11 protein-coding genes are annotated in these 12,285 nt (G+C 68.8%); 6 read left to right on the top strand and 5 right to left on the bottom strand.

Translation table 11 applies throughout. The features are described 5' to 3' along the window. Positions 1-44: 44 nt before the first annotated feature. The 3 genes from ASG63_RS16790 (at position 45) to rsmA (ending at position 4,570) form a co-directional block, all read left to right on the top strand. Entirely contained in the window at positions 45-2,654 is a 2,610-nt protein-coding gene (locus ASG63_RS16790) for an LPS-assembly protein LptD (RefSeq protein WP_443189807.1), read from the top strand. Between the two features lie 108 nt (positions 2,655-2,762). Continuing rightward, entirely contained in the window at positions 2,763-3,713 is a 951-nt protein-coding gene (pdxA, locus tag ASG63_RS16785; protein ID WP_443189806.1) for a 4-hydroxythreonine-4-phosphate dehydrogenase PdxA, read from the top strand. After that, positions 3,710-4,570, top strand: a complete 861-nt coding sequence (gene rsmA, locus ASG63_RS16780; RefSeq protein ID WP_056218770.1) for a 16S rRNA (adenine(1518)-N(6)/adenine(1519)-N(6))-dimethyltransferase RsmA — start codon at positions 3,710-3,712, stop codon at positions 4,568-4,570. Before pdxA ends, rsmA begins: the two co-directional genes overlap by 4 nt. 87 nt (positions 4,571-4,657) lie before the next feature. Here rsmA and ASG63_RS16775 read toward each other — a convergent pair whose 3' ends face one another. The 3 genes from ASG63_RS16775 to ASG63_RS16765 all read right to left on the bottom strand — a co-directional run bounded on the left by ASG63_RS16775 (position 4,658) and on the right by ASG63_RS16765 (position 7,607). After that, positions 4,658-5,656 (bottom strand): Tim44 domain-containing protein, encoded by a 999-nt coding sequence (locus tag ASG63_RS16775; protein ID WP_056218768.1) that lies wholly within the window; start codon positions 5,654-5,656, stop codon positions 4,658-4,660. A gap of 115 nt (positions 5,657-5,771) precedes the next feature. Continuing rightward, positions 5,772-6,887: an ATP-binding protein gene (locus ASG63_RS16770; RefSeq protein WP_056218763.1), complete on the bottom strand. Its 1,116-nt coding sequence runs from the start codon at positions 6,885-6,887 to the stop codon at positions 5,772-5,774. 87 nt (positions 6,888-6,974) lie between these two features. Then, positions 6,975-7,607 carry a S24 family peptidase gene (locus tag ASG63_RS16765; protein ID WP_056218760.1) on the bottom strand — a complete coding sequence of 211 codons (633 nt, stop codon included), beginning with the start codon at positions 7,605-7,607 and terminating at the stop codon, positions 6,975-6,977. A gap of 218 nt (positions 7,608-7,825) precedes the next feature. Here ASG63_RS16765 and ASG63_RS16760 point away from each other — a divergent pair, with 218 nt between their 5' ends. The 3 genes from ASG63_RS16760 (at position 7,826) to ASG63_RS16750 (ending at position 9,897) form a co-directional block, all read left to right on the top strand. Further along, positions 7,826-8,218: a DUF952 domain-containing protein gene (locus ASG63_RS16760; protein WP_056218757.1), complete on the top strand. Its 393-nt coding sequence runs from the start codon at positions 7,826-7,828 to the stop codon at positions 8,216-8,218. Then, positions 8,215-9,294 carry a quinone-dependent dihydroorotate dehydrogenase gene (locus ASG63_RS16755; RefSeq protein WP_056218754.1) on the top strand — a complete coding sequence of 360 codons (1,080 nt, stop codon included), beginning with the start codon at positions 8,215-8,217 and terminating at the stop codon, positions 9,292-9,294. Before ASG63_RS16760 ends, ASG63_RS16755 begins: the two co-directional genes overlap by 4 nt. A gap of 228 nt (positions 9,295-9,522) precedes the next feature. Further along, positions 9,523-9,897, top strand: coding sequence for a response regulator (locus tag ASG63_RS16750; RefSeq protein WP_056218750.1), 375 nt, complete (start codon positions 9,523-9,525; stop codon positions 9,895-9,897). A 51-nt stretch (positions 9,898-9,948) separates the two neighbouring features. On the opposite strand, the gene ASG63_RS16745 is transcribed toward ASG63_RS16750, so the two are convergent. Continuing rightward, positions 9,949-11,418, bottom strand: a complete 1,470-nt coding sequence (locus ASG63_RS16745; protein ID WP_056218746.1) for a PAS domain S-box protein — start codon at positions 11,416-11,418, stop codon at positions 9,949-9,951. A 324-nt stretch (positions 11,419-11,742) separates the two neighbouring features. After that, complete coding sequence (locus tag ASG63_RS16740; RefSeq protein ID WP_056218743.1) at positions 11,743-12,195, bottom strand: BLUF domain-containing protein; 453 nt, start codon at positions 12,193-12,195, stop codon at positions 11,743-11,745. Between the last annotated feature and the right edge of the window lie 90 nt (positions 12,196-12,285).

The following is a 12,285-nucleotide window of genomic DNA, read 5'->3' as shown; positions in this document are numbered from 1 at the left end:
TGGTGGCGAAGGGGCGCAGGCCTTGGCAGGAGTTGGGACTGGCGTTGCGTAAGGTCGCCGACATCACGTTGGCCACGGGGTTCGTGGCGCTGCTCACGGCCGTCGCCCCCGCGGCGACCGGCGGGCCGGCGCTCGCCCAGGGGGCCCCGCGGGCCAGTGCCCCGAAGGCGGACGCCGGCAAGCCGGACTCGGGAAAGCCGGCCGAGCGCCTTCTCGTGGAGGCCGCCGAGCTCGTCTACGACAACGACCGCAACACGGTGACGGCCCGCGGCAACGCCGAGCTGCATTACGGCCCACGCACCTTGCAGGCCGACCGGGTGATCTACGACCGCAAGGCGAGCCGGGTCTTCGCCGAGGGCAACGTGCGCCTGACGGAGGCGTCGGGCGCGGTGGTCACCGGCTCCAAGATGGAGCTCACCGACGACTTTAAGAACGGCTTCATCGACGCCCTCCGGGTGCAGCAGAGCGTCCAGCTCAACGGGCAGACCGTCCGCACCCGCTTCTCGGCGCCCCGAGCCGAGCGGATCGAGGGCGACAGCACCAGCTTCGACTACGGCACCTACACGGCCTGCGAACCCTGCAAGAACAATCCGGAGACGCCGCCGCTCTGGCAGATCCGCGCCACCAAGATCGTCCACAACAATCAGACCCACACCGTCGCGTTCGAGGAATCGACCCTTGAGATCGGCGGCATCCCGGTCGCCTACCTGCCGTATTTCGAGACCGCCGACCCGACGGTGAAGCGCAAGACCGGCTTCCTGACGCCGCGCTTCCTCACTTCGACGGCCCTGGGCTCCGGTCTCGCGACCCCGTTCTTCGTCAACCTGGCGCCGAACTACGACCTGACGCTGTCGCCGGCCTTCCTGAGCAATCAGGGCGTCCTCGGCCAGGCGGAGTTCCGGCACCGGCTGGAGACGGGCTCCTACAACCTGCGCCTCTCCGGCATCTTCCAGACCACGCCGAGTGCCTTCCTGCCCGGCCCCCTCGGGGCGGGAGACCGCGACTTCCGCGGCTCGGTGGAGTCCAAGGGCCAGTTCTACATCAACGACCGCTGGCGCACGGGCTGGGACGTCGTCGGCGTCACCGACAAGTGGTTCCTCGACAACTACCGCATCCGCAACCAGAGCATCACCACGGACTATTTCCGTGAGGCCGTGTCGACCGCCTACCTGATCGGTCAGGGCGATCGCTCGTGGTTCGAGGCGAGGGGCTACTACTTCAAGGGCCTGTCGAGCTTCGACTGGCAGAAGGAGCAGCCCTTCGTCGCGCCGGTGATCGACTACGACAAGCGCATCAACGGACCCGGCTTCCTGGGCGGCGAGGTGCGGTTCGAGGCCAACATCACCAGCCTGACCCGCCGGGCGACGGATTTCCAGGCCGTTCAGAGCCCGACGGCCTATCTCCAGACGCCGACCATCAATGGCCGGACCTACTACCTCTACGAGACATGCACGTCCTTCTCGCGCGGCCAGTGCGTGATCCGGGGCCTCGCCGGCACGAACACCCGCGCCTCGGCCCAGCTGTCCTGGCGCCGCAGCTTCATCGACGACGTCGGCCAGGTCTTCACGCCCTTCGCCTACCTGCGCACGGACGCGTTCTTCGTCGACCCGCGCACCTCCGGCTACCAGAACGCCCTGTCCGCCAACATCGCGACGCAGGACGCGGATTTCTCGGGGCGCGTCCTGCCCGCCGTCGGCATTGACTACCGCTACCCGTTCGTCAGCAATTTCGGGCCGCTGGGCGTGCATACGATCGAGCCGATCGCGCAGGTCATCGCGCGACCGAGCGAGACGCGGATCGGCCGGCTGCCGAACGAGGACGCGCAGAGCCTGATCTTCGACGACACCTCGCTGTTCGAGTGGGACAAGTTCTCGGGCTACGACCGGGTCGAGGGCGGCATGCGCACCAATCTGGGCGCGCAGTACTCCGTCGTGACTCCCGCCGGTTGGTACGCGAACGTGATGTTCGGCGAATCGATCCAGATCGCCGGCGTGAACTCGTTCCGCCGCGGCGACATCGCCAATGTCGGCCTCGATTCCGGCCTCGACAGCCGGGCCTCGGACTTCGTCGGCCGGTTCCAGTTGTCGCCCAACCAGCACATCACCTTCATCACCCGCGGGCGCTTCGATCACGCCGATCTCGGCGTGAACCGGGTCGAGACCGGCGTGATCGCCCGCCTCGCTCCCTTCGCGCCGATCGACCTCTCGGCGTTCTACTCCTATTACAAGGCCCAGCCCGCCCTCGGCTTCGCCAACCGTCGCGAGGGCGTCACCGCCTCGGCCACCTATCACGTGACGCCGAACTGGTTCGTCACGGGCTCGGCCCTGGTGGACCTGTCGCACTACCTCGACGTGCGCGACAACTTCCAGACCGCCTACGCCTCCTACCTCGCGAACCCCGTCGGGGACGCGCCCGTCTACCGCAACCCGGGACGCGCCTATCTCTCGGGCATGAGCATCGGCGGGGGATACCAGGACGAGTGCACGACGGTGTCGGTCAACTACATCGTCTCGCCGGTGGCGGCGGCCCTCGGCACCAGCGAGCGCAACCGGACCGTCCTGCTCCGGCTTGAACTGAAGACCCTGGGCGAGGCGGACTTCCGCCAGAACCTGAACACGGCCATCACGGCCGACGGCATCTCGACGGTCCGCTGAGGCGGCTTGGCCCCTGGAACGACACGGAGTGTTGCGGTGAGCAGCCTGCACGGGCCGATCGCCCTCACCCTCGGAGATCCGGCCGGCATCGGACCGGAACTCGCCCTCATGGCCTGGCGCCTGCGAGACGCCGGGCCCGGGCTGCCGCCCTTCTTCCTGATCGGCGACCCCGCCTTCATCGAGCGGCGGGCAAGCGAACTGAACTTGCGAGTTCCCATCGCGGATGTCGGCCCGGATCTCGCCACCGAAGTCTTCGGGCGCGCCCTGCCGGTGATGGCCCTTCCCAGCGGCGCCGCCATTCATGCCGTGGCGGGCCGGCCGGATTCCGCCAATGCCGGTACGACGCTGGAATCGATCACCACGGCGGTGACCCTCGTCCGTGCCGGGGCGGCGACCGCCCTCGTCACCAACCCGATCGCCAAGTACGTCCTGACGCAGGTCGGCTTCGCGCATCCGGGCCATACCGAGTTCCTGGCCGCCTGCGCGGTGGAGCCCGGCGAGATCCCGCCGCTTCCCGTGATGATGCTGTGGAGCGAAACCCTGGCGGTGGTTCCGGTGACCATTCACGTCGCCCTTCGGCGGGTGCCCGACCTGCTGACGCAGGATCTCGTCCTGCGCACCGCCCGCATCGTGGCGGAGGACCTGCGCCGGCGCTTCGGTCTCGCCCGGCCGCGCCTCGTCCTGTCCGGCCTCAACCCGCATGCGGGCGAGAACGGCACCATGGGCACGGAGGATCGTGACGTGTTGGAGCCGGCGGTGCTGCAGTTGCAGAGCGAAGGCATCGACATCCGCGGGCCGTTGCCCGCCGACACCCTGTTCCATGCGCGGGCCCGGGAGACCTACGACGTGGCCCTGACGCCGACCCACGACCAGGCCCTGATCCCGATCAAGACCCTGGCCTTCGACGAGGGCGTGAACGTCACCCTCGGCCTGCCCTTCATCCGGACATCGCCGGACCACGGCACCGCCTTCGACATCGCCGGCAAGGGTATCGCCCGACCCGACAGCCTGATGGCGGCGCTCCGCCTCGCCGCCCGTCTCGTGAAGGCCGGCGCGTGAGCGAGGACGGAAGCACCAGCACCGATGGCCTGCCGCCCCTGCGGGAGGTGGTGCGTCGGCACGGCCTGGAGCCCAAGAAGGCGCTCGGGCAGAACTTCCTGTTCGACCTCAACTTGACGGGACGGATCGCCCGCTCGGCCGGCCCGCTCGACGGCGTGACCGTGGTCGAGATCGGCCCCGGCCCCGGCGGCCTCACCCGTGCGCTCCTGGCGGAGGGCGCCGCCCGGGTCATCGCCATCGAGCGCGATCCCCGCGCGCTTCCGGCGCTGGCCGAGATCGCGGCGCACTATCCGGGGCGCCTCGACGTGGTCGATGCCGATGCCCTGAGCTTCGACCCGGTGCCGCTGATCGGCACGGGGCCGGTACGGATCGTCGCCAACCTGCCCTACAACATCGGCACGCCCCTGCTGGTGGGCTGGCTCGCCAGCGCAGCCTGGCCGCCCTGGTGGGATTCCCTGACACTGATGTTCCAGCGCGAGGTGGCCGAGCGCATCGTCGCCGACCAGGACGACCGCGCCAATTACGGCCGCCTCGGCGTCCTCTGCGGCTGGCGGACCGAGGCCCACATCCTCTTCGACGTGGCTCCCTCGGCCTTCGTGCCACCACCGAAGGTGACGTCCTCCATCGTGCGGCTGACGCCCCGGCGCGAGCCGCTGGCCTGTTCGGTTCAGGCCCTGGAGGCGATCACCCGGGCGGCCTTCGGGCAGCGGCGCAAGATGCTGCGTCAGAGCCTCAAGGCGGCGGTGCCCGATCCGGCCCGGCTTCTGGACGCGGCCGGCATCCCCGAGACGGCAAGGGCGGAGGAAGTGCCGGTCTCGGCCTTCGTGGCGATGGCGCAGGTTTACAGGCCCGCCTGATCGCCGCCTCCTGAAACGCGGAAGGGCCCGCGCGGACATCTCCGCGCGGGCCCTTCGTTTCAGCGGCTCATCGCCGATGTCGGTCGTTCAGCGACCCTGCTGGATCGCCGAGAGGATCCAGCGGCCGCCGCGCTCGCGTACGAAGGTCCACAGTTCGACCGCCTCGGGCTCGCCGGTCTCGACGACCCGCTGGGTCTTACGGTCGAGAGTCACGTCTTTGATGGCGTAGCGCATCGCCACCGTGGCGTACTCGGCATTGCCCTCGCCCCAGGACTCGGAGAGGTCGCCCTGCAGCAACTTCACGTCCGAGATCCGATTGACGACACCGCGTGCCTCGTTGGCGCGCAACTCCTCAAGGAAGTAGCCGGCCATCTCCGGGGTGGCGAGGTTGCGGAGCGCGGCCACATCCTCACGGCCATAGGCAGCCTGCACGTCGTTGAGGGCGATCTCGAAGCTCTCGAAGTCGCCCGGTCCGATCTGGACCGGACGCGCCTGTGCAGGCTGGACCGGTGCGGGACCGCGCTGGGCGTTGCCGTAGCCGCCGCCCGTCGGGGTGCCCCCCAGGGGTGCGCCACCCAACGGGCCCGGATTCGCGCCGGCGCCGTCGAGATTGGAGCGGGACAGGCCGGCCGCGGCCGGCTGGCCCTGGCGCCGGCGGAACCAGCGCACGGCGAAGGAGACGAGCAGGACCACGAGGCCGACCTGGAGGATCAAGCCGAGGAACGAGGCGATGCCGCCGAGGCCGCCGAAGAAGCCGCCGCCCAGGAGCGCGCCGAGCAGGCCTGCGCCGAGCAGGCCGGCCATGAAGCCGCCGCCGAAGCGCCGTCCGGGCTGGGCGGCGGTGTTCATGCCGGGATTGCCCATGGCGGGGCCGGGCTGGGTCTGCGAGCGCTGGATCGGGGCCGGGGCGCCGGGCGCCGTGGTGGTGGCCGAGGGCGGCGCGTAGGTGCGCGAGCCGCGCGAGCCCATGCCACCGCTGCTGCCGCTACCGGGACGCGCCTCGACGACGGGCGCTGCGAGAACCAGCGTCGCGGCGAGCGCGAGGATGGATGCCGCGCGCTTCCGGCGAGTGGTGGAGGTGAGCATGAAAACGCCTCTGGTGAACAACTGGGAAGTCCGGCGATGACGCCGCTCCTGATATGGTGACGTTCGCGCCGGAGTTTTAGTCCGCTGTTCTTGGCAGAATCCTGTTGGATTCCCCTCAGAGCGCGGCAGGGAACACCATCCGGATCGTGGCGCCCTCACCGGGCTTCGAGTCGATCGACACCGTGCCGTTCTGGCGCTTCACGAGGCCGTGGACGATGGCGAGCCCGGCACCCCGACCGGCCTCGCGGCTGGTGACGAAGGGCGCGAGGGCGCGGGCCGCCATTTCGGGGGACATGCCCTGGCCCTCGTCGGTCACCGTGATGCCGACGGCGCCGTCGCCGGGCCGCTGCAGGGCCCGGTCCCCCGGGGGCACAGCGAAGGTCGCGATCACGATGCGCCCGGGCGCCGGCATGGCCTCGCAGGCATTGGCCACGATGTGGTTGAGGGCGAGCTCGATCTGGGTCGGGTTGCTGAGGCCGCAGGCGAGCCCCGGCGTGGTCCGGGTCTCCAGGGTGATCCGGGCCGGCAGCGTCGGGCCGGTCCGGGCGCCGAACGCTTCGATCAGCCCGTTCAGGTCGACCGGGCGGACATCGGGCGCGATGCGGCGCGAGAAGGCCAGGAGCTGGCGGGTCAGAGTGGTGGCGCGCTCGGCCGCGTCCGTTGAGCGGACGATGGCGCGCTGAATGAAGGGCTCGTCGCGGTCCCCCAGACGACGCTTCAGCCCGTCGATGTAGCCGATGAGGATCTGGAGGAAGTTGTTGAATTCATGGGCCACGCTGTTGGTGAGAAGGCCCAGCGCCTCGCGCTGACGGGAGAGTGCGAGGGCTCCCTCGGCGTCGTGGCGGCGGGTGACGTCCACGACCTGCGCCAGCCGGTAGGGGGTTTCCGGAACCGGGACGAGGTAGACCTGCACCCAGAATGCCGCACCGCCGCCCGGGCGCGCCAGCACCTCGACGCCCTCGGGCGCCCCACCGGAGAGAGCCGCCGCGAAGGTGGCGCCGGAGTCCCGATCACCGGCGAGCCCGAGCCAGTCGCGCAGGTCACCGTCGGAGGGCGCATCGGCGGGCCGGCGGACGAGGTCGCGGAGGGCGCGGTTGGCGAGGAGGATGCGGCTGCCGGGCGTGTCCGGCGCCAGCAGCGCGGCCGGCACGGCCGAGGCGGTCAGCAGTCGGGCGAGGCCGGCCTCCGGCGCACTTTCCGCAGGGTGATCGTCCGTCCGGGGCGATGCCATGGCCTGTCCGCCGATCCGGGGCACGCGGCCCCTCCGGCCGCAAGGCATAGCCCCAACCGGGAGAACGGCAAAGCTGCGCCGGAGACGCTACTGGCGCACCCACATCACCCGGCCGATCCAAGCGATGTCGCTGACGTTGACGACCCGGTCCACATGGTCCGGGTTCAGCGAGGCGAGCTCGATGGTGCGTGCGGTCTTGCGCTTCAGTTCCTTGGCCAGCACCTCGCCGGCCACGAGCCGCACCACCACCCGGTCGCCCTTGCGGACCCCGGCGGTCGGCGAGACGATGAGCACGTCGCCGTCGCGGTAGAGGGGGGCCATCGAATCGCCCTGCACCTCCAGGGCGAAGGCGCGATCGTCGGCCAGGTCCGGAAACTCGATCTCCTCCCAGCCGGGACCGCCGGTGGGCATGCCCTCGTCGGTGAAGAGGCGCCCGGCGCCGGCCTGGGTCATGCCGATCAGCGGGATCATGGTGCGCGGCGGTCCATCGCGCGCTTCGATCAGACGGAGAAATTCGTCGAGGCTCGCCCCGGTGGCGGCCAGCACCTTTGAGACCGATTCGGTGGAGGGCCAGCGCTTGCGGCCATCGGGGCCGATGCGCTTCGAGCGATTGAAGCTCGTCGCGTCCAGCCCGGCCCGCCGAGCGAGACCGGACGCGGAGAATCCGTGACGTTCCGCTAGGCGGTCGATTGCGGTCCAAATCTGTTCATGAGACAGCATCGAAAGCTCAAAGCGTATTACGGGTAAGACGTCCAGCCTAGAGTTAGGAAAGTAGAACTATTCTACTCGGATGGCAATGGTGCGAAGGCTGCCGATTCAGCCGGTCGCTTCATCCCCGGGTCCTGGCAACTCATGATGTCAACTTAGTCCGTGAGGTTGCAGTTTCGGACGTCGCGGCGGCGTTTGATCGGCCCTGCGAAACCCGGTACGGAGCGGGCATGGCGCTCATCTACAAGATCTCCCCCCGGGCCCTCTGGCGCAGGGCCGAGGATATCGGCCGCTTCGAGGGCGCCCCGATCGACCGCACCGACGGCTACATCCATTTCTCCACCGCCGCTCAGGTGGGGGAGACCGCGGCCCGCCACTTCGCCGGCGTCGAGGACCTCGTTCTGGTCGCCGTGGAGGCCGAAGATCTCGGGCCGGCCCTGCGATACGAACCGTCGCGGGGGGGCGATCTGTTCCCGCACCTCTACGCCGTCCTAGACCTGAAGGCCGTCCGGTCCGTGACCGACCTGCCCCTCGGGGCCGACGGGCGCCACGTCTTCCCGAGCGATCTCGGCGCAGCCCCCCTCGCCGGCGCGGGCCCCCAAGCCGAAGGACGCCCGGCATGATCGGCGCCCTCTTCCCCCTGGCCAAGCCCCTGCTGCACCGCCTCGATGCCGAGACGGCGCACAATCTCACGCTGCGCGGCCTCGCCGCCCTGCCCCCGCGCCGGCCGCCGGCCGACGATGCACGCCTCGCCGTCGAGGCCCTGGGCCGCCGGTTTCCGAATCCGGTCGGTCTCGCGGCGGGCTTCGACAAGGGCGCCGAGGTGCCCGATGCCCTGCTCGGACTCGGCTTCGGCTTCGTCGAGGTCGGCGGCGTCGTTCCGAAGGCGCAGCCGGGCAATCCCCGCCCCCGGGTCTTCCGGCTTGAACAGGACCAAGCGGTCATCAACCGCTTCGGCCTGAACAGCGAGGGCCTCGAGGTGGTGCGAGGCCGCCTCGCCGCCCGCCAGGGCCGGCCGGGGCGCGTCGGCGTCAATATCGGTGCCAACAAGGATTCGACCAACCGCCTCGCCGACTACGTGACCTGCACCCGCGCCCTGGCGCCGCTGGTGGATTTCGTCACCGTCAACGTCTCCTCGCCGAACACCCCCGGCCTGCGGGACCTCCAGGGCGAAGCCTTCCTCGACGAGCTGCTCGCCCGGGTGGTCGAGGCCCGCGACACGACCCATCCGGCCACCGCCATCCTGCTGAAGATCGCGCCCGACATCACCCTCGACGCCCTCGACGCGATGACGGCCACCGCCCTGCGGCGCGGCGTCCAGGGTCTGGTCGTGTCCAACACTACCATCGCCCGGCCCGGGACCCTTCGCGAGGCGAGCCTCGCCCGCGAGACCGGCGGCCTCTCGGGCCGGCCGCTCTTCGCGGCGGCGACCCGTCTCCTCGCCGAGACCTATCTGCGGGTCGACGGAAAGCTTCCCCTGGTCGGCGTCGGCGGCATCGACTCGGCGGAGGCCGCCTGGACCAAGATCCGGGCCGGCGCCAGCCTGCTCCAACTCTATTCGAGCCTCGTCTATGCCGGTCCCGGGCTGATCCCGAAGATCAAGGTCGGGCTGGTGGAACGAATGAAGGCCGAGGGCATGCCCCAGCTCGCCCCCATGGTCGGGCGCGACGCCGCCGCCCTGGCAAAGCTGCCGGGCTGACGCCGCAGCGCCGGGCCAGCGCCCTTACGCTCTCTTCACGTCACCGGATCGCGCGACGGAGTGCCCCGCTTCCGGGGGGAACCCGGACCAGAGCGCGTCCCTCGCAGCATGGTGCTCAGCCATATCACCACACCGCGGGATCAAACACCGAGACGGCCAAGGTCGGGAATACCCCTGGGCCTAACGGTCCCACAGGCAACCGTTCCGGAGGTCGCTTGTTGAACAGCAATGTCGAGGAAACGCGATCCCGAAACATCGTGGGTGCTTGTGGTCGAGGACGATGACCTCGTCCGCATGATGGCGGTCGACATGCTGGAGGATGCCGGCTTCTCGGTGGTCGAGGCACGTCAAGCCGATGAAGCCTGGTTCATCCTTCACGAGCGTTCGGACATCGGCGTGCTCTTCACGGACGTCGATATGCCCGGGTCTATGTGCGGAGTGACCCTGGCCGAGCGCGTCCACAACGCCTGGCCCGACATCCGGCTCGTCGTGACCTCGGGACGCAACCGGTTCGCGAATCGGGACATGCCGGATCACGGGTTGTTCGTCGCCAAACCGTACAGCTCCTCCCAGGTCGTCGACGCCATCCACCACGCGGCCTGACGTCTGGATGGCGTTTATCAGAATGAGGATACCCGACCGAACGGCGCCCCTTCAGTCTCGGGTGATCTCCAGCAGCGGCGCCTCGGCCGTGAACACGACGCCGCGCGGGCGGTAATCGATCTCCGCCGTCCCTCCGATCTCCTGGGCCAGGGCGCGTTCGATCATGCGGGAGCCGAAGCCGGTCCGCGTCGGTCTCGAGACCCGGGGTCCACCGACCTCCTGCCACTGGAACCAGAGCCGGTCGGGACTGGACCCGTCCACGATATCCCAGCTCACGATCACCCGACCGTCGTCCCGCGAGAGGGAACCGTACTTGACGGAATTCGTCGCGAGTTCGTGGATGGCGAGCGCGAAGGCCAGGGCGACGCGCGGTGCGAGGCGCAGGATCGGTCCGCCGATCTTGAAGCGATGACCCTGCTCGACGCCGAACGGGTGCAGCGCCGCAATGACGACCTCCGTCAGAGTCGCCCAATCGCCACTGCCCCGGGCCAGCATTTCCGTCGCGGCCGACAAGGAACGTAGGCGGGACTCCATCGCGACCTGCGCCTCCTCCAAGGAAGCGGCACCCCGCAGCGTCTGGCGGGAGATGGATTGGACGGTCGCCAGGGTGTTCTGGATGCGGTGGTTGAGCTCGCCCGCAAGGAGGTCGCGGTGCTCTTCGGCCCGCTTGCGGTCCGTGATGTCCAGGCTGATCCCGGCGATGCTCAGAGGTGTGCCATCCGCGCGGTACGAGGCCTGGCCGCGAAACTGCAGCCAGCGTGTCTCGCCTCGCGGAGTGATGACACGGATCTCGACGTCGTAGTCCGAGTGGCCGGCAATCGCAGCGTCCCGGGCCGCGAGCTTCCTGGGGAGATCCTCCGGATGGATGGCCTTGAGCATCTCCTCGTAGGTCAGCGGTTCGTTCTGCGGGCGACCAAGGTTCTCCTTGAACCCATCCGACGAGACCAGGCGCATGACGCCGAGATCGAGCGTCCAGGCTCCGAGGCGTCCGGCCTTCAGGGTAAATCGGAGGCGCTCCTCGCTCTCGATGAGTTCGAGGGAGCGGCGGGCCGACTCCGCCTCCAGGGCGTCGCGGTCCTTCTGGAGGACGACAAGCCGCTCCTTTTCGAGGGTCACGTCATACTGCGAGGCGAAGAAGTAAGTCAGTTCGCCGTCGGGCGCGAAGACAGGCGAGACGAGGAGGCGGTTCCAGAAAGCGATGCCGTCCCTGCGGTGGTTCTTCAGGTCGATCTCGATGGTGACGCGCCGGTCGATGGCGTCCCTGACCCGCTTGACGTCCTCGGGGTTCGTCTCGGGGCCCTGCAGGAAACGGCAGTTGCGTCCGATGATCTCCGAGCGTTCGTAGCCGGTGAGCTTCACGAACGCGTCGTTCACGTACACGATGGGATTGTCGGGCAACCGCGGATCGGTGATCACCATCGGCATGCGCGTCGCGCGCACGGCAGCGGCGAAGGGATCGGAGCCGACGACGGAGCTGGTGATCTCGGCGTCGATGCGCGCGCCGTCTTCGGAGTCGTTCAAGTGTCGGCCGTCCCGGTGATCAGAAGCGTTCTAGTGAACGATCCTGATCAGGCCAGGGGTGTGATTGTCACACCGCCCATCGCCGCTGCGCGTTCGGTCCCGACGCTCGTGAACATCGGGAAGCGCGAGCCCAGCCGCCGATCTCGAAGACCTTCACGGGCATCAAGACCTGAACCTCGTCGGCGTTCGGTCTTCCGCTCCAACGACCGGCGAGATCTCGGGCTGCGCCTCAGCCGCTGAACAGCGACCGAGGCCTCCCACGGCGTTCGATTCCAGTAAGGCCAGAGTGGTGATCGGCGCCCCAAGAATGACGGTGGGATACCGTTAGCTGGCGAGACGCTGCGCCTGACGCTTGGCGGCATCGAAGGCCTGGAGGTCGAGCGCGAGGTTGATGATCTGCGTGCTCTTCAGGCGTGTGGGCTCGATGGCGCTGCCGATGCCATGCTGCAGGTAGACCTCTTCCACCTCCGGCGTCCGCATGGCGCCTCCCATGGTCCAGTTGGGAAAGGAGCGGCTCGGACTGTTGCGCGCATCCATGATGGTCGCCGTCGTGTGGCGCGGATCCCGTGCAATACGAGTATAAGTCGCGCTTACCTGCGCCTGCTCACCCTCCAGGATCTGGATGAACCAGGTCTTGTCGAAGATCAGGAACCCGGTGATCCCGTCTCGGCTGTTGTTGCGCTGTGAGGCTGTGACGATCTCCCGCAAATTCGTCAGCATCGCCCGGTCGTTGCCGAGGACGACGTTGCGGCTGTAATAAACAAGCTGGTGGATCATCGCAGTTTTTCGCTTCTGCCATCAGTCGTTGTATGAGTAGATCTTTTTCTCTCTCGACCAGATGGATTGATAACGTAGCCCGGTGAAGAT

It is taken from the genome of Methylobacterium sp. Leaf94, from assembly GCF_001426045.1.
Lineage (GTDB): Bacteria > Pseudomonadota > Alphaproteobacteria > Rhizobiales > Beijerinckiaceae > Methylobacterium.
Note: the sequence above shows the minus strand (reverse complement) of the source record. Positions and strands in the feature narration are given on the sequence as shown.

Bases quoted from the DNA above. Each gene is read 5' to 3' on its own strand.
- ASG63_RS16740 (WP_056218743.1), bottom strand. From the start codon at position 12,195: ATGATCCACCAGCTTGTTTATTACAGCCGCAACGTCGTCCTCGGCAAC.
- ASG63_RS16775 (WP_056218768.1), bottom strand. From the start codon at position 5,656: ATGCTCACCTCCACCACTCGCCGGAAGCGCGCGGCATCCATCCTCGCG.
- ASG63_RS16755 (WP_056218754.1), top strand. From the start codon at position 8,215: ATGATCGGCGCCCTCTTCCCCCTGGCCAAGCCCCTGCTGCACCGCCTC.
- ASG63_RS16765 (WP_056218760.1), bottom strand. From the start codon at position 7,607: ATGCTGTCTCATGAACAGATTTGGACCGCAATCGACCGCCTAGCGGAA.
- ASG63_RS16760 (WP_056218757.1), top strand. From the start codon at position 7,826: ATGGCGCTCATCTACAAGATCTCCCCCCGGGCCCTCTGGCGCAGGGCC.
- ASG63_RS16750 (WP_056218750.1), top strand. From the start codon at position 9,523: ATGTCGAGGAAACGCGATCCCGAAACATCGTGGGTGCTTGTGGTCGAG.
- ASG63_RS16770 (WP_056218763.1), bottom strand. From the start codon at position 6,887: ATGGCATCGCCCCGGACGGACGATCACCCTGCGGAAAGTGCGCCGGAG.
- pdxA (WP_443189806.1), top strand. From the start codon at position 2,763: ATGGCCTGGCGCCTGCGAGACGCCGGGCCCGGGCTGCCGCCCTTCTTC.